Below are 16,016 nucleotides of genomic sequence, written 5' to 3'. Positions count from 1 at the left end.
TTACAATGATGCCTTCAGTATCGCAAGCACATCTTCTTTCTGAAGTGATTTGAACTGTCCGAATGCGCCGTTTGCCATCGCTTTATCTGCAATCGTATCCAGCTTTTCATCTGAAATATCATAATCAGCGAGTCTGTTCGGAGCGCCGAGGCTCGTCCAGAAAGCAGACAGCTTGCTAATCCCTTCAAGCGCGATCTCTTCATCTGATCTGCCTGCCTCGTCAATATCAAAAACACGGACGGCAAGCTGCTTAAAGCGGGCCGGATTTTCTTTGAGCACATGTCTCATCCAGTTCGGGAACAAGATCGCTAAACCTCCGGCGTGCGGTATATCGTACACCGCTGACACCGCATGCTCGATGTTGTGTGTAGCCCAATCCCCTCTTGCGCCCATTGACAGCATTCCGTTTAATGCGATGGTGCCTGTATATAAAATGGTTTCACGAAGCTCATAGTTCTCCAGATCATTGATCAGCTTCGGCGCTGTTTCAATCACCGTGCGCAGAAGTGATTCACACATCCGGTCCTGATACGGCGTGTTTGACGTATGGTGGAAATATTGTTCAAACACATGGCTCATCATATCGACCATGCCGTAAATGGTGTGGTCTTTCGGAACGGTAAATGTGTTTACCGGATCAAGAATAGAGAATTTAGGATAAACGAGCGGGCTTCCCCATCCGTATTTCTCCTGTGTCTCCCAGTTTGTGATCACTGATCCGGCGTTCATTTCCGAACCGGTCGCCGCAAGTGTCAGCACTGTTCCGAACGGCAGCGCTTCTTTCGGCTGGTGTTTTTTCGTGACGATATCCCACGCATCACCATCATATTTAGCGCCCGCGGCGATGGCTTTCGTGCAGTCAATGACACTTCCGCCGCCGACGGCCAATAAGAAATCGATGTTGTTTTCTTTACAGAGCGCAACACCTTTGTTCACCGTTGAGACACGCGGATTCGGCTCTACGCCTGCCAATTCATGTACCGTAACTCCTGCTTTTTTCAGCAGCTCGGTTACTTGATCATAAAGACCGCTGCGCTTAATGCTGCCGCCTCCGTATACGAGCAGCACGTTTTTTCCGTACGGCTTGATTTCTTCTGGAAGCTTTTCAACCTCTCCCTTTCCGAAAATCAATTTTGTCGGATTCCAATATGTAAAGTTTTGCATGACATCTCCTCCTTTGGATTTATATTATGCAGAAAGTTGACGTTCAATGTAAAGCAATCCGCTTTTTTGACGGCACATCACACGGTTTCATGACAGCGGGTTCACGGGAAAGGCACTGGTACAGCATGAGACAGGATGCGATTTTCACGCCGGAGAAGGAAGCATGTATAGTTTCTTTGCTTTGTCACAATCTATAACTGTTTCACGAATTCATAGAGGAGGTTGTTTACATGAGTGTTATTCAGCGGATCTGTCTTGTTTTAACCATTATCGGCGCGATTAACTGGGGACTGATCGGATTTTTCCAATTTGATTTAGTAGCAGCCATCTTCGGCGGCCAAGGATCAGCTCTGTCGCGGATTATTTACGGCCTTGTCGGCATCGCCGGTCTCATCAATCTCGGCCTGCTGTTTAAGCCGAACGAAGAAACATCCCGCGAGGAAGCGGCAAATCCAGAAGTCAGATAAACATAAAAAAAGCACCGAACATACATATCCGGTGCTTTTTTTGATGCTTATTTTTTGATAAGGTCTTTGCGGTTGGACTGTTCGATCCACTCTTCAAGCTTATCTTTCAATGTGTTGAAACCTTGCGGAGCAGATGTTTCTTCAGAAACTTGAGCCGCTTTCGGTTTTCTTGGCTTGCTTTCTTTTCTTTCAGGCGCTGCTTGAGTCGCACGGATAGAAAGGCTGATTTTGCCTTTTTCTTCGTCAACTGCAAGAACTTTTACTTGTACTTCGTCACCGATAGAAAGGTGCTCGTTAATGTCTTTTACGAAACCGTGAGTGACTTCAGAAATGTGAACAAGTCCTTGAGTTTCTTCATCTAATGCAACAAACGCACCATACGCTTGTAATCCTGTTACTTTACCAGTGTAAACACTGCCCACTTCAAATTTTGCTGCCATTCATAACAACTCCTAAGTTAAATTAAATACAGTTTATACGCAATTTAAAATTATATCATACAAGTTTGTTTTTCGCAAAGGGAACTTTTTTGTATGATGATGTTTAAGCACAGAAAAAGGTGGGTATACTATGACTACGAAGGCTTTCTAGTATTCCCCCCCTTTTATTTGGATGCGAACCGGGTTCGTATCTTTTTTTATGCCCTTTTTTCAACAAACCGTTTGATTCTGACGAGCGCTTCCTGAATCTGCTCAATAGATGTTGCATAGGAGCATCTGATGTACCCTTCGCCGCTCGGGCCGAATACATTCCCCGGAACGACGGCTACTTTTTCTTCAAGAAGCAGCTGTTCCGCGAACTCTTCTGAACTCATGCCTGTCGATTGAATGGAAGGAAAAGCGTAAAACGCTCCGCCAGGATGGTGGCAGCCGAGTCCGATTTCGTTCAGTGTTTCCACAATCAGATTTCGGCGTCTCCGGTAGCTTTTTTTCATTCGTTCGACGTCTTCCTGACCGTTTTTCAAACCTTCAAGCGCGGCGTACTGCGCCATAGAAGGCGCGCACATCATCGCGTGCTGATGAATTTTGAGCATGGCATCCCTGATTACGGGAGGCGCCGCCGTAAATCCGAGTCTCCATCCCGTCATGGCAAATGCTTTGGAGAACCCTGAAATCAGAATCGTCCGCTCCTTCATGCCGCGGATGGCCCCCATGCTCGTGAATGGCTCATCATACGTCAGCTCGGCATAAATTTCATCGGAAAGCACGATCAAGTCATGTTTTTCAGCGAAAGCAGCGATGGATTCAAGTTCTTCTTTCGAATAGACGGAACCGGTCGGGTTTGACGGCGAGCAAAGGAGCAGCGCTTTCGTTTTGTCCGTCAGGGCCGCTTCAAAATCGACCGGGGATGCTTTGAAACCTTTTGCAGCGACAGTCTGAATCGGCACCGGCTTCGCCCCCGTCAGCGTCACGAGTGATTCATATGCGACAAAACACGGTTCGGGAATTAACATTTCCTCTCCGGGATTCATAATGGCACGGACAGCGAGATCAAGCGCCTGGCTTGCCCCTACCGTAACGATCAGTTCACTGTCAGGCGAGTAATTCAGGCCGAACCGCTTATCTAAATAGCGGCTGATCTCTTCTCTCAGTTCATAAAGACCCGCATTTGCCGTATAAGCCGTGTAGCCCTGTTCTAAAGAAAGAATACTCGCTTCCCTCACGTTCCAAGCCGTCACAAAGTCAGGCTCTCCCACTCCCAGTGAAATGACGCCTTCCATCGTAGCGGCCAGATCAAAGAATTTGCGGATGCCTGACGGTTTAATCTGCTGCACATAATCCGATAAATAAGAAGTCTTCGTTTCCATTTACGGAGACACCACGATTCTTTTGTCATCGTCTCCGCTTTCAAAGACTTTGCCGTCATGCTTATATTTTTTCAGGATGAAGTGCGTTGTCGTGGAAACGACAGACTCAAGGGTGGACAGTTTTTCAGAAACGAAGCTCGCCACGTCTGACATCGTATTGCCGCGGATGACGACAGATAAGTCATACACCCCTGACATCAGGTACACTGATTCGACTTCCTGGAATCTGTATATCCGTTCAGCAACTTCATCAAAGCCGACATTTCGTTTCGGAGTGACTTTTACGTCAATCATCGCCGTGACGCCTTCCAGCCCGTCAACTTTGCGCCAGTCGATCATCGCCGCATAATCAATGATGACTTTTTCCTTTTCAAGCTTTTCAATGATGCTTTTGACTTCATCAGCGGGAATGTTCGCCATTTTGGCGATCGTTTCCGCATCAACGCGGCTGTTTTCGTCTAAAATTTCTAATATTTCTGTTTCTTTTTCGGTCAGCTTCATACGTTTCACACCTTTGCTTAATCAAAAATCTTCATGACATTATATCATGATTTTCGACAAATGCTAAGAAAAACCCGCAAGAAACCAGAGCTAAAATCTGACAATTAAAAAGCCATTACACTACAACACAGAAAGGACGGAGAAGACGCTCATGGAAGCTGTTTCACCGATTAAACGGGCCGCGATACACGGAGTTGAGCTGTATTACGAGCATTATGAGAATCCCGGCAGACAGACGCTCGTCTGCGTACACGGTTTTTTATCTTCGGCATTCAGCTTCAGAAAACTGATTCCGCTGCTCAGAAACCATTATGATATTATCGCCGTTGACCTGCCTCCTTTCGGACAATCGGAAAAGTCACGGACGTTCGTATACACTTATGCAAACCTCGCCAAGCTTCTGATCGGACTTTTGGAAAAGCTCAATATCAGCCGGGCCGCGCTCGTCGGCCATTCGATGGGCGGCCAGATTTCCTTATCCGCGTCTTTGCTTAAACCCGAGCTTTTTACTAGAATCGTCCTGCTGTGCAGCTCGGGGTATTTAAAACGCTCGCATCCGTCGATTATAGTCGGAACGCATATCCCTTGTTTTGACCTGTATCTTAAGTATTGGCTTTCAAAAGACGGCGTGCTGAAAAACCTGTTAAATGTCGTGCACGACCGGACGCTTATCGACCAGGAAATGATTGACGGTTATGAAAAACCATTTACAGACCGCCAGATTTTCAAAGCGATGACAAGGTTCATCAGACATAGGGAGGGCGATTTGGACTCCGAGAATTTGAAGAAAATACAAAACCCCGCGCTCTTAATATGGGGGGAAGAAGACCGGGTCGTGCCGGTTTCAGTTGGAAAACGGCTTCATCACGACCTGCCGGATTCTATTTTATATTCGCTTAAAGATACGGGGCACCTCGTCCCCGAAGAGCGTCCTGAGTTTGTTTCAGAGCGGATTTTTGAATTTGTCCAATAAAAAAACCGGCGTTTCCGCCGGTTTTAAGGGGTGCAGGAGCTGCTTTCTTTTATGAGCAGAAGCTGCGCGGCGGCCTTTTGACAGTCTTCGATCGGAAGCTTTTGCTCAAATGAAGCTTCAAAGATATCCTGAATGGCTGCTGCCAGCTTGTCGGCACGGTCTTCACTGTAGACGGCCTGAACGATGTCGACGGCTTCTGTCTCATAAAAATCTTCTCCATATTTAAACGGGTCCCACTTGGCAATGATTTTCATCATTTCCATGACCGCTTGGCTTTCTTCCATTTTCATCACCGCTTATAATAAAGTTTGCAAATCTATTTTATCATAGATACGATGTGAAAAATAATGATACTACAGGAGTGACATACATGAACTTTGACCTTCGAGAAAACCGCTTTGGCACTCAATCGGTGAAATGGGACAAGGCGGAAGCGTTATTCGGCGTATCGGACGCACTTCCGATGTGGGTGGCCGATATGGATTTCCGCGCTCCCGAAGCAGTCACAGAGGCATTAAAAGCCCGTCTTGACCATGGCATATTCGGTTATACGTCTCCTGACGAAAACACAAAAAAAGCCGTCGCTTCATGGCTTGATACACGGCACGGCTACCGGCCAGATCCCGCAAGCATCACGTTCAGCCCCGGAATTGTGACGGCAATCAGCATGGCCGTCCAGGCCTTTACCGAACCGGGAGATGAGGTTTTGATCCAGTCACCGGTATATACGCCTTTTTATCAGATGATCAAGGAAAACAAACGGCAGGTTTTACATAATCCTTTACGGGAAGAAAACGGAATCTACCGCATGGATTTTGAGGACCTTGAGAAAAAGCTGAGCGATTCCGAGGTTAAGCTGATGATTCTCTGTAATCCGCACAATCCGTCCGGCAGAGCGTGGAGCCGGGATGAGCTTTTGAAGCTCGGATCGCTGTGCGCCGCCCATAACGTCACCGTCGTTTCTGACGAGATTCACTCCGACTTGATGCTGTACGGAAAACCGCACACGCCTTTTGCTTCTCTGTCTGAGGATTTTGCGCGGATTTCCGTTACTTGTGTCGCGCCGAGCAAGACGTTTAATATTGCCGGCCTTCAGGCATCGGCCATTATCATTCCCGATCGGTATAAGCGGGCGAAATTCTCCGCGGCATTGCATCGGAACGGGATCTCCACTCTCAACACATTTGCGGTTGCAGCAATCGAAGCGGCTTATACAAAGGGAGGCCCTTGGCTTGACGCGCTGATTCCTTACATTGAGGGGAATATGAAATTAGCTGAGGACTTTTTTAAGGAAGAATTGCCGAAAGTCCGCATGATGAAGCCTGATGCTTCCTATTTGATCTGGATGGATTTCAGCGAATACGGATTTTCAGACGCCGAGCTCAAAGAAAGAATGCTCAAAAAAGGGAAAATCATTTTAGAGCCGGGAACGAAATACGGACCTGGCGGCGAAGGCTTTATGAGACTCAATGTCGGCTGTTCAGCCGCAGCTGTAAAAGAAGGGCTTGAGAGAATCAAAGCAGCGCTTGCTTCATAATGTAAAGGACGCCTTTATCAGAAGAGATAAGGGCGTTCTCTTTAGAGAAATATATACTTTTTTTGCCGGTAAAGATGTTATAATAGGTTCATATTTACATAAGAAAGGATTTCGCATAAATGGAGATTGTAAAGGATTATCTGCTTCACTTCTCTTTTCTTTTATTTCCTATTTTTCTCTATCAAGTCTTCTGGCTCAGCAAGCCCGATTTGCTTGTGCCGAGAGCGAACCGCCTGCTGGTCGCCGTATTTGCAGCGGCATCTTCATTATTATGTACGGCTTTTCCCATCCAGGAGCTTCATTCCGTCCGTTACGGATTGCAGCTGATTCCCATTATCGTCTGCCTGCTTTATTCCGGAACTGCCGCAGGACTTGCCGCAGGAGCAGCGTCTGTTTTGTTCCAGCTCATATGGTTTGAACCTTCCGCTCTTTTTTTCTTATCCTTAATTCCTTTTTTAATCATCATCTCTATCCAGCTCCAAACGAAATGGCCCTTTTTTTCAAAGCGGAAGAAACTGATTTTCGCTCTTCTCATCGGCTGTACTGAAGCCGCCTTATTAACCGCATCTGTCTTCATCTATTCCGTGACCAATATTTTCAACTTTCAAAATCTATCTTCCGTATATTATGAGGCGGGAGTATCCGTTTTTTTTCAGATCAGCGCTCTTGTGCTGTGCATTTATTTGATTGAAATCATTGATGAGAATGCGTCCATGCGGGCAAGGCTGATTCACTCAGAGAAAATGGCTGTCGTCAGCGAGCTTGCGGCAAGCGTCGCACACGAAGTCCGCAATCCGCTCACGGTCGTCAGAGGTTTCGTGCAGCTGCTGTTCAGCGGCGATCAGCTTCAGGATAAATCACACGCCGGGTATCAGAAGCTTGTGCTGTCCGAACTTGACCGGGCTCAGACGATCATAACGAATTATCTGGATATGGCGAAGCAGGATGATTATGAAAAAGAAAAGTTTGATATTTCTCTGCTTGTGAAGGAAACTGGTTCCTTAATGGAGTCATACGCCAATTTTAAATCGGTGACCGTTACTGTTCGAAGCGAGCCGGATTTATATGTGTTCGGGGATGTGAAAAAACTAAAACAAGCCTTCATTAATCTGATTAAAAACAGTATTGAAGCCGTGCCTTCCGAAAACGGCCGAATCGAGGTCTCCGTCCAAAAACAGGAACAGATGATTCTCATTCAGATTACGGATAATGGGATCGGCATGTCCGACGAAGAACTTCAAAAACTCGGCAAGCCGTATTATACGCTGAAGACTAACGGCACCGGACTTGGGCTTACTGTGACATTCTCCATTATTCAGCATCATGAAGGCTCCGTCTATTTCACCAGCGGAGAGCACTCGGGCACCACGGCCTCTGTCAGGCTTCCGGCAGCTGTTCTCTAGCCAATCGCGTTGATCTTATATAGAATAAACAGAGAGGTGAACGCAATGAATTCATTTGAAATCGGCACAATCGTAAAAGGGTTTTATAAAACAGGAGTATACATAGGGGAAGTGACAGACGTCAGGCCCAATCACTATTTAGTAAAAATTAAAGCCGTTCTGACGCATCCCGCTCAAGGAGATCTTCATCATCCGAAGCAGGCGGATGTTCCGTTTTTTCATGAAAGAAGAGCGCTGGCATTCGGAGAACAGACAAACATACCGCATCATATGGTCAAACCGTTTGAAGGCGAAGTTCCTGATTATACGGCTTCCTTACAAGCGGCGGCTGCCCGGCTGAAAGATCAGCTCACAGCGGACGGCTCAGAATGGGCGGAACGTTCGCTCGCCAACTTGGCCGTGTTAGAGCGCGACTATTTTAAAAGACTATGACCCAGTCGGCATGATTGGGTTTTTTTATGTGGCCCGGCGAAACAGTTCAGTCAGATCGACGCGATCGCCGATCGTCGGAGGTTTCGGTTTTTCAAGGTATTGTTTATCCCGTTCGACAAGCTTGAATAATTTATAAGTCGTCTGCGCATCATCAAGCGCTTTATGATGTGTGCCCGTCCCTTTATCGCCATACTCTTCAGCCGCTTTCCAAAGCCCGGTCAGAGTTCTGTCTCCGAAGAAGTTTTTATATTCAAGGGACAAATCCCGGAGTTCTCCTTTAAATGGAAAGGGGATGTGGTTAAACATGCAATTTTGCTTTAACACTTTCATATCCATATTGCCCCAGGTGACGATCGTGCAGTTTTTATCAGGGTCAAGCTCATTTAATTTGCGGATGAATTCATTAAACGTGATTCCGCCGTCCACGTCTTTTTGAGTGATGTTCAGAAAGGTTTTGCATCGTTTTGTCAGCTTCGGAAATTTTTTCGGTTTGATATAACTCGAAAACGTTTCAGTCACTTCATCATTCACTGTCTTGACAATCCCCGCTTCAATAATTTCGGGAAAGAAATTTTGCGGGCTGTATTTTCCGTCAGGCATCGTAAATTCAAAATCAATAATGAGAAGACTGCGCTGATCCACTTTTTTACACCTGCCTTTCCTCCGATCAAAAATGATATTTTATGATAGTATATCAGTTTCCCCTCTGAAACTTTCTTCATTTTCTAAAAATAATGAATTTTCCTATATCCGCATCGAAAATACAAATACCGGATTCATTCCTATATACTTATAATTAGACACACGAAAAGTAAAGAAGGTGATGTTATTTCTGTCCGTAAGAAGAACTTCGTCGTCATTTGGATTACAAATTTCTTTATTTCCGCCAGCATGACTATGATTGTTCCGTTTCTTTCGTTATATATTGAAACGATCAGCCCCCATTCGGGCGGGTATGTGCAGAGATGGAGCGGTTATGTGTTCGGCGTCACGTTTTTAATGGCGTTTGTGATTTCCCCGTTTTGGGGAAGATTCGGCGATAAGCGCGGCTACAAAAAAATTCTCTTGATTACCGGCACCGGCATTGCCGTCAGCATTTTATTGATGGGGTTTGTGACATCGGTTTATCAGCTGTTTGTCCTCCGGCTGCTTATGGGCCTTGTCACGGGCTTTGTTCCGACATCACTGGCGATGATTTCGGCGCAGACGCCGAAAGAGACTGCCGGGAAAACACTCGGCACGCTGCAGATGGGTCAGGTGTCAGGCACTTTATTCGGACCGATGCTGGGCGGGCTGCTTGCTGACAGCTTCGGGTTTACGTACACGTTTTTTATTACGTCTTTTGTCATTTTCGCATCTGTGCTTCTCGTTTTATTTCAGGTCAATGAGCAGCCGCTCAGCGAGAAACAAAGCAAGCGGAAAACCTACTCCAGAAAACAGGTGCTCTCTTATATTTTTCACCAGCCCGCGCTTTGGGCGATGATGGTGCTTACTATGATCGTGCAGACCGGCAATTTCAGTATTCAGCCGCTTCTCGCTTTATATGTTAATGAGCTGCACGGACCTGTTAATTTAGCCTTTTTCTCCGGAATGGCGTTTTCTGCGACCGGACTCGGAAGCTTGCTGCTTGCCCGGAAATGGGGAGACCTCGGCGACCGCTTCGGCCACAGCCGGATCTTAATCGTGCTTTTGATTGCCTCAGCGGTTTTTTTTATTCCGCAGGCGCTCGCCTCCTCCCTTTCCATCCTTTTAGTCTTCAGATTTCTGTTCGGGATGGTCATGGGCGGGACGCTGCCTTGTATGACGGCAGCGATCCGCGTCAGGGCGCCGGGCAGCATTCAGGGGGAGGTGCTCGGCTATAACGTCAGCTTTCGTTTTCTCGGAAACGTAATCGGCCCTCTGCTCGGCGGTGCGGTGTCAAGCGGCTTTTCCATTTCGGCCGCTTTCTACGTCACCGCTTTTCTCTTTTTGGCAGGCGCGGGGCTTTTATGGCTGGCCGGACATTTGCAAAAAGATACAGCGTCTGATGCGGGCTGACCGATCAGCAATTATGATTTCTTCTAAATTTAACCTTCTCGTATTCTTAAAAGAATGATACGATATGGCTAGAAATCAGGAGAAAAGAGAGTGACCATGGTACGTAAAATAATCGGATGGATTTTGCTGCTCGGCATTATCCCGTTGTTTGCATTTACAGTTATTGCTTCCGGCAAAGAGGTAAAACAAATCAAGCCTTTTGATCAGGTGCTCGATAAACATATTGATTTAAAAGCGATCAACCTGGTTCAAAACAGTTACATGTATGACAGGGACGGAAGCCTTGTTTCTGAGATTGTCAGCGATCATGAGAACCGCGTGATCGTGCCCTTTAATAAAATACCGAATGAGGTAAAACAGCTGTTTTTAACCTCTGAAGACCGTCATTTTTATGAGCATAAAGGGTTTGACTTTATGGGGATGGTCAGAGCGGCCGCCTCCAATTTCAAAGATCATAAAATTGACCAGGGCGCCAGCACCATCACCCAGCAGCTGGCGAGAAATGTGTATTTAAGCCATGAACGCACCTTCAGCCGAAAACTGACGGAGCTGGCCTATTCCTATCAGCTTGAGAAAAAATACAGCAAAGATGAGATTTTGGAAGGCTACTTAAATACGATTTATTTTAATAACGGTGTATACGGTGTCGGTTCGGCGGCACAATTTTATTTCAGCAAGCCGCTGAAATCTCTCACCTTGGGAGAAATGGCCTTTATCTGCGCCATCCCTAATAACCCTACATTATATGATCCTCTCAAGCATTTTGACTATACGAAAAAACGACAAGTCAGATTGCTTAACGGATTAAAAAAAGCGGGTGTCATATCCGGAAAACAGCTGAAAAAAGCCGAAAAGGAAAAGATCAAGCTTGATATAAACGAAAAAACAAACAAATATCCTGACTATGTTTCCTATGTAAATGATGAATTCACACAGCTTGTTTCATCATCTGAAGGCTATGACAAACGCCTTGAAAAAGCTTCCGGAAAGGCGAAACAAAAAATACAGAGTGAGCTTTCCGATAGAGTCGGCACATTGTTAAAAGACGGTGTGAAGATTTATACGGCGCTGAATCCGTATATGCAAAATCAGGTCGTCGCCCAAGTGAATCAAAATCTGCCGTATGCAGGCGTTCAGGGCGGAGCGGCCGTGATTAATCATCAGACGCATCAGATTATCGCGCTTTCAGGCGGGAAAGATTATCATAAATATGATTTCAACCGCGCCTATCAGGCATACAGACAGCCCGGTTCATCCATTAAGCCGCTGCTTGATTACGGGCCTTACATTGAAAAGACCGGCGCAACGCCGCACAGCAAGATTGACGCAAGCAAATTCTGCAGTGCGGATTACTGCCCGCAGAACTATAATAACCGCACGTACGGGACGGTTACGCTGGAAACGGCGTTTAAATACTCGTACAATACACCGGCCATCAGAATCATGGACCGCGTGGGCGTCAATAAGGCGTTCAGCTATCTTGAACCGTTTCATTTCGCGAAGCTGGTCAGCGCGGATTACCGTCTGCCTGCGGCGCTTGGCGGTTTTACAAACGGCATGACGCCGCTTGAAATGACCAATGCGTACACCACGTTCGGAAACAACGGCGTTTATACGCCGAGTCACGCGATTACGAAAGTGACTGATTTAAAAGGAAAAACGATATTAAAATGGAAAGATGAGCCGACGCAGGTATTCAGCGTGCGGACCAACATGCAGATCAAAGAAATGATGAAAGCCGTCGTGAAAAGCGGAACAGGGAAAAAAGCGAACTTTAAAGCTCCGTACGTCGGCGGAAAATCAGGGACGTCAAATGACTATCACGATATGTGGTTTGTCGGCCTGACGGATGCTTACACGATGGGGGTATGGGTCGGCAAGGATACACCGTCAAGCGTCGAATATCTGCATGACGCAAGCCCTCAGCTTTCGATCTGGAAAAACACGCTGCAGGCAGCTTATTAAAGATAATGGAGGGGATCCGACTTGAAACCAGCTCAGCTTCCGGACCGCGTGCTTTTGTTTGACGGCGTCTGCAACTTATGCAGCGGCGCCGTTCAATTCATCATTAAACGCGATCCGGCCGGCCTGATCTCATTTGCATCATTGCAATCAGATACCGCCCGGGAGCTTTTGGCATCAGAAGGACTTCCGACAGAACAATTTGACAGCATGATTTTTATCGAAAACGGGCGGATCTACAAAAAATCCGCAGCCGTATTAAAGGCTGCCCGGCATCTCTCCGGGGCCTGGCGGCTGTCAGCGGTTTTTTTCGCAGTGCCCCGCCCTCTCAGGGACAGAGCTTATTCTTTCATCGCCCGGCGCCGTTATAAATGGTTCGGAAAGAAGGAAGCATGCATGCTCCCCTCCCCTGAGATCAAAAACCGATTTCTATCCTAATAAAAATGGCTAGCTTACACAGGTAAGCTAGCCATTATGCTATTATAAAGCTTGATAAAGATGTACAAAATACCGATAACAAAAGTAAACCAAAACAGAATCTCGAGCAATATGAAACCGATCAGCGAAACGACCGAGAGCGTTGAATAGATTCTGTACACCATGAAGATCAAATAAACGAGTGTGACAACGGCAAAAAACGCCGCAATCCAGAAACCATTCTGCACAAGCGCAAAGGAAAGAATTCCGCCGCCTACATAAATTAAAGAGCCTAATCTGATTTTTTTCAGGTTTTCCCCTTCAGGGTCATTTGTGAAAAACAATAGAGACAGCTCTGTCACTGTGTCTGCAATCAGCTTCAAAGCCGAAAAAAGCATAAAATACACAAGGGCGAACGCTGCAAAAAGCGCCAGTCTGATCCCTTTCTCAGAGAAATAATCCAGCATTCCCTGATACATGCCGAGCGTCTGAAGCATTTTCATGACATAAAGCGAGGTAGAAATGGATAATGACGAACTAAAAAGCAGAATCGCAACGAGCGGAAAATAACCCGTCCAATAAGTATTTTTCATATAAAAAGTCCCTTTCTGTAATCTACTTCACTTATTATGGAGGACTTAAAACACATTGACAAGATAAAAAATTCCATTTTTCCTCACTTTTACGAAATAAGAGCCCGATCTTCACAAACCGGCTTTTTCGGAGTAAAGTAGAACGCGGGAATGATAAACGTAAGGAAGGCTGTCATGAAAAAAACATTAAAATTGCAAACCCGATTAACGATATTCGTCTGTATTGTCGTTCTTATCGCACTTTGTATCACCTTTTTCACTATCAGCGTCCAGACCGCAGACCGCGTGAAAGAAGAAGAGCGGACAACCGCCCTGCGAACCGCAAAGCTGGTCGCGGAAACACCGAGTGTCGCGCAGGCATTGCAAACAAGAAAAGGGCTGCAAGAGCTCCGGCACTATACACTGGATGTCCAGCATACGACAGGAACCGAATTTGTCGTGGTGATGGATATGAACAGCATCCGTCTCACCCACCCCGACGCAAATAAAATCGGTAAGAAATTCACCGGCGGAGACGAACAGCCGGCGATGCACGGCCATATCAAAACGAGCACATCAGCGGGAACGCTCGGGAAATCCATGAGAGCCTTCGTTCCGATCTACGGAAAAGATAAAAAACAAGTGGGCGTCGTTTCGGTCGGAATTTCGCTTAACAAAATACAGGATGTCGTCAGCCACAGTTTGAGACCGCTTTATTTCATTATCTGCGTAAGTATTTTTGTCGGCGTTATAGGAGCCGTCATTGTCGCCCGCACCGTTAAAAACATTATGTACGGTCTTGAGCCTTATGAAATTGCCACTCTGCTTGAAGAGCGGAGCGCCATGCTCGAATCCACGAAGGAAGGCATCCTCGCGGTTGACGCGCGGGGAAAAATTAAGCTCGCCAATGCCGAAGCGAAACGCCTCTTTATTAAAATGGGTATTCCGACTAATCCGGTCGATCAAGATGTGAACGATATTCTTCCGAAAAGCCGGCTGAAGCAGGTGATTGAAACGAAAAAACCGCTTCAAGACAGGGATATCCGCATTAACGGACTTGAGCTTGTTTTTAATGAGGTTCCGATTCATCTGAAAGGACAAACCGTCGGAGCGATCGCCACTTTCAGGGACAAAACTGAGGTCAAACATTTAGCAGAACAGCTGTCCGGTGTTAAAATGTATGCAAACGCATTAAGAGCACAGTCCCATGAATTCATGAATAAGCTTCATGTCATTTTAGGACTTGTCCAGTTAAAAGAATATGATGATCTCGGCACTTATATTAAGGATATCGCCATTCAGCAGAAGACGGAAACAAGCGAGATTATCAGCGATGTCAAAAGTCCGGTTCTTGCAGGGTTTCTGCTGGGAAAACAAAGCTATATACGCGAACAGGGCGCTGACCTGGACATTCAGCTCGGCAGCATGATTCCGAATGCGGCGGACCCCGCCGTCATCCACGAGCTCATTACGATTATCGGAAATCTGCTGAACAATGCGCTTGACGCGGTGGCGCAGATGCCGAAAAAAAACATTACGTGTTCGATGCGGTTTCAGGATCGACTGCTTGATATAGAAATTACGGACACCGGGGCCGGAATGTCCGCCGAAGACCAAACCCGTATTTTTGAACAAGGCTATTCCACGAAAGGGACAAACCGGGGATTCGGTCTCTATTTTACCCAGCAGGCAACAGAAAATTTAAAAGGCCACATGATTGTGACAAGTGAAAAGAATGAAGGAACGACTTTCAGTCTTCGCATTCCGTATGAACCGAAGGAGGAAAATGATGATTAATGTACTCATAGTTGAAGACGACCCCATGGTGGGTGAATTAAATAAACGCTATCTCAGCCAGATTGAAGGCTTTCAGCTGAAAGGGATCGCTTCATCCTTTCAAAGCGCGCTGCACGTGTTAAGCGAGCATCATATCGACCTCATCCTCCTTGACATTTATATGCCGGGAAAAAACGGTCTTGAGCTTTTAACGGAAATCCGCAAACAAAATGAATCGGTCGATGTCATCGTCATTTCAGCCGCAAGCGAGCTGGATGTCATCAAAAAAACACTTCGGTACGGCGCCGTCGATTATTTAATCAAACCATTTGAGTTTGACCGCTTTCAAACCGCCCTTTCCGACTACAGACGCAAGCAGAAGGTTTATCAATCACACAGAAGCATGACACAGAAAGAATTAGATGCGGAGCTTTTTCAAAAGAAAGTAGCGGCGGAAAAGGTTCACCTTCCGAAAGGACTGACAAAAAGCACGCTTAAACTCATCTGGGCGAGCATCGAATCTTTCGGCGACAGCTCTTTTACTACGGAAGACCTCGCCAAGCATACTGAAATCTCGCAAGTCTCCATCCGGAAATACCTTAAATTTCTTGAAGACATTCAAGTGCTGAACGTAGAGATGGCGTACGGCACGATCGGCAGACCCGTCTTTCAATACCATATCAACACCGGCAATGTCAGCACCATAAAACAATATTTATAATGTCAAAAGCGCCGTTCCGCCGTGAACGGTGCTTTTTACTGTCATATCCCCTGACAAAAGGCTTGAGATTCCGTTTTGATATGCTATATAAGAATAATGACCCGACGGAGCCGCCTATGATTTATCCAAATGAGGAAACAGATTCATAATATTGATATTTTTTTAAAAATAAGCAAATTTCTATTTATTTATGCTGGGTAAAATGATAAATTATGATTGGTTAGCTGATCTTTTCAGATATGACATA

At 46.1% G+C, this 16,016-nt stretch carries 17 protein-coding genes; 10 read left to right on the top strand and 7 right to left on the bottom strand.

Annotated features, from left to right (window positions below):
• Entirely contained in the window at nt 1-1,164 is a 1,164-nt protein-coding gene (locus Y79_RS0113400; RefSeq protein WP_016938143.1) for an iron-containing alcohol dehydrogenase, read from the bottom strand.
• 230 nt (nt 1,165-1,394) lie between these two features.
• On the opposite strand from Y79_RS0113400, the gene Y79_RS0113395 reads away from it, so the two are divergent.
• The gene (locus Y79_RS0113395; protein ID WP_003152104.1) at nt 1,395-1,631 is read left to right on the top strand and encodes a DUF378 domain-containing protein; all 237 of its coding nucleotides are present in this window, start codon (nt 1,395-1,397) and stop codon (nt 1,629-1,631) included.
• 47 nt (nt 1,632-1,678) lie between these two features.
• Here Y79_RS0113395 and yugI read toward each other — a convergent pair whose 3' ends face one another.
• The 3 genes from yugI to Y79_RS0113380 all read right to left on the bottom strand — a co-directional run bounded on the left by yugI (nt 1,679) and on the right by Y79_RS0113380 (nt 3,939).
• The gene (yugI, locus tag Y79_RS0113390) at nt 1,679-2,071 is read right to left on the bottom strand and encodes a S1 domain-containing post-transcriptional regulator GSP13 (protein ID WP_003152102.1); all 393 of its coding nucleotides are present in this window, start codon (nt 2,069-2,071) and stop codon (nt 1,679-1,681) included.
• Nucleotides 2,072-2,268: 197 nt separating this feature from the next.
• Nucleotides 2,269-3,438 (bottom strand): aminotransferase, encoded by a 1,170-nt coding sequence (locus Y79_RS0113385; RefSeq protein WP_016938142.1) that lies wholly within the window; start codon nt 3,436-3,438, stop codon nt 2,269-2,271.
• Nucleotides 3,439-3,939, bottom strand: coding sequence for an Lrp/AsnC family transcriptional regulator (locus Y79_RS0113380; RefSeq protein ID WP_016938141.1), 501 nt, complete (start codon nt 3,937-3,939; stop codon nt 3,439-3,441).
• Nucleotides 3,940-4,090: 151 nt separating this feature from the next.
• Here Y79_RS0113380 and Y79_RS0113375 point away from each other — a divergent pair, with 151 nt between their 5' ends.
• Nucleotides 4,091-4,912, top strand: a complete 822-nt coding sequence (locus Y79_RS0113375; RefSeq protein ID WP_016938140.1) for an alpha/beta fold hydrolase — start codon at nt 4,091-4,093, stop codon at nt 4,910-4,912.
• Between the two features lie 23 nt (nt 4,913-4,935).
• On the opposite strand, the gene Y79_RS0113370 is transcribed toward Y79_RS0113375, so the two are convergent.
• Nucleotides 4,936-5,196, bottom strand: a complete 261-nt coding sequence (locus Y79_RS0113370) for a DUF1871 family protein (protein ID WP_016938139.1) — start codon at nt 5,194-5,196, stop codon at nt 4,936-4,938.
• 86 nt (nt 5,197-5,282) lie between these two features.
• Between Y79_RS0113370 and Y79_RS0113365 the strand changes: the two genes are divergently transcribed.
• The 3 genes from Y79_RS0113365 to kapB all read left to right on the top strand — a co-directional run bounded on the left by Y79_RS0113365 (nt 5,283) and on the right by kapB (nt 8,284).
• On the top strand, nt 5,283-6,449 hold the full coding sequence (locus Y79_RS0113365; protein ID WP_016938138.1) for a MalY/PatB family protein: 1,167 nt from the start codon (nt 5,283-5,285) through the stop codon (nt 6,447-6,449).
• Between the two features lie 119 nt (nt 6,450-6,568).
• Nucleotides 6,569-7,852, top strand: a complete 1,284-nt coding sequence (locus tag Y79_RS0113360; RefSeq protein ID WP_016938137.1) for a sensor histidine kinase — start codon at nt 6,569-6,571, stop codon at nt 7,850-7,852.
• 45 nt (nt 7,853-7,897) lie between these two features.
• Nucleotides 7,898-8,284, top strand: coding sequence for a kinase-associated lipoprotein KapB (gene kapB / locus Y79_RS0113355; protein ID WP_016938136.1), 387 nt, complete (start codon nt 7,898-7,900; stop codon nt 8,282-8,284).
• Nucleotides 8,285-8,308: 24 nt separating this feature from the next.
• Here the strand turns inward: kapB and kapD are convergent, their stop codons facing one another.
• Complete coding sequence (gene kapD / locus Y79_RS0113350; protein ID WP_029575323.1) at nt 8,309-8,926, bottom strand: 3'-5' exonuclease KapD; 618 nt, start codon at nt 8,924-8,926, stop codon at nt 8,309-8,311.
• A gap of 150 nt (nt 8,927-9,076) precedes the next feature.
• On the opposite strand from kapD, the gene Y79_RS0113345 reads away from it, so the two are divergent.
• The 3 genes from Y79_RS0113345 (at nt 9,077) to Y79_RS0113335 (ending at nt 12,721) form a co-directional block, all read left to right on the top strand.
• Nucleotides 9,077-10,321 (top strand): multidrug efflux MFS transporter, encoded by a 1,245-nt coding sequence (locus Y79_RS0113345; RefSeq protein ID WP_081484462.1) that lies wholly within the window; start codon nt 9,077-9,079, stop codon nt 10,319-10,321.
• A 90-nt stretch (nt 10,322-10,411) separates the two neighbouring features.
• On the top strand, nt 10,412-12,286 hold the full coding sequence (locus Y79_RS0113340) for a transglycosylase domain-containing protein (RefSeq protein WP_016938134.1): 1,875 nt from the start codon (nt 10,412-10,414) through the stop codon (nt 12,284-12,286).
• Nucleotides 12,287-12,307: 21 nt separating this feature from the next.
• Nucleotides 12,308-12,721 carry a thiol-disulfide oxidoreductase DCC family protein gene (locus Y79_RS0113335; protein ID WP_016938133.1) on the top strand — a complete coding sequence of 138 codons (414 nt, stop codon included), beginning with the start codon at nt 12,308-12,310 and terminating at the stop codon, nt 12,719-12,721.
• A gap of 14 nt (nt 12,722-12,735) precedes the next feature.
• Here the strand turns inward: Y79_RS0113335 and Y79_RS0113330 are convergent, their stop codons facing one another.
• Nucleotides 12,736-13,293, bottom strand: coding sequence for a YufK family protein (locus tag Y79_RS0113330; RefSeq protein ID WP_016938132.1), 558 nt, complete (start codon nt 13,291-13,293; stop codon nt 12,736-12,738).
• Nucleotides 13,294-13,467: 174 nt separating this feature from the next.
• On the opposite strand from Y79_RS0113330, the gene malK reads away from it, so the two are divergent.
• Entirely contained in the window at nt 13,468-15,069 is a 1,602-nt protein-coding gene (gene malK / locus Y79_RS0113325; RefSeq protein ID WP_016938131.1) for a malate sensor histidine kinase MalK, read from the top strand.
• On the top strand, nt 15,062-15,769 hold the full coding sequence (locus Y79_RS0113320) for a response regulator (RefSeq protein ID WP_016938130.1): 708 nt from the start codon (nt 15,062-15,064) through the stop codon (nt 15,767-15,769). The genes malK and Y79_RS0113320 overlap by 8 nt, the downstream gene beginning before the upstream one ends.
• The last annotated feature ends 247 nt before the right edge of the window (nt 15,770-16,016 follow it).

Origin of the sequence: Bacillus siamensis KCTC 13613, assembly GCF_000262045.1 — a bacterium.
Lineage (GTDB): Bacteria > Bacillota > Bacilli > Bacillales > Bacillaceae > Bacillus > Bacillus siamensis.
This window is presented reverse-complemented; position numbering and strand designations above follow the sequence as displayed.

Excerpts from the sequence above, each read along its gene's own strand:
- Y79_RS0113400 (WP_016938143.1), bottom strand. The coding sequence starts at position 1,164 with ATGCAAAACTTTACATATTGGAATCCGACAAAATTGATTTTCGGAAAG.
- Y79_RS0113395 (WP_003152104.1), top strand. The coding sequence starts at position 1,395 with ATGAGTGTTATTCAGCGGATCTGTCTTGTTTTAACCATTATCGGCGCG.
- yugI (WP_003152102.1), bottom strand. The coding sequence starts at position 2,071 with ATGGCAGCAAAATTTGAAGTGGGCAGTGTTTACACTGGTAAAGTAACA.
- Y79_RS0113385 (WP_016938142.1), bottom strand. The coding sequence starts at position 3,438 with ATGGAAACGAAGACTTCTTATTTATCGGATTATGTGCAGCAGATTAAA.
- Y79_RS0113380 (WP_016938141.1), bottom strand. The coding sequence starts at position 3,939 with ATGAAGCTGACCGAAAAAGAAACAGAAATATTAGAAATTTTAGACGAA.
- Y79_RS0113375 (WP_016938140.1), top strand. The coding sequence starts at position 4,091 with ATGGAAGCTGTTTCACCGATTAAACGGGCCGCGATACACGGAGTTGAG.
- Y79_RS0113370 (WP_016938139.1), bottom strand. The coding sequence starts at position 5,196 with ATGGAAGAAAGCCAAGCGGTCATGGAAATGATGAAAATCATTGCCAAG.
- Y79_RS0113365 (WP_016938138.1), top strand. The coding sequence starts at position 5,283 with ATGAACTTTGACCTTCGAGAAAACCGCTTTGGCACTCAATCGGTGAAA.
- Y79_RS0113360 (WP_016938137.1), top strand. The coding sequence starts at position 6,569 with ATGGAGATTGTAAAGGATTATCTGCTTCACTTCTCTTTTCTTTTATTT.
- kapB (WP_016938136.1), top strand. The coding sequence starts at position 7,898 with ATGAATTCATTTGAAATCGGCACAATCGTAAAAGGGTTTTATAAAACA.
- Y79_RS0113330 (WP_016938132.1), bottom strand. The coding sequence starts at position 13,293 with ATGAAAAATACTTATTGGACGGGTTATTTTCCGCTCGTTGCGATTCTG.
- malK (WP_016938131.1), top strand. The coding sequence starts at position 13,468 with ATGAAAAAAACATTAAAATTGCAAACCCGATTAACGATATTCGTCTGT.
- Y79_RS0113320 (WP_016938130.1), top strand. The coding sequence starts at position 15,062 with ATGATTAATGTACTCATAGTTGAAGACGACCCCATGGTGGGTGAATTA.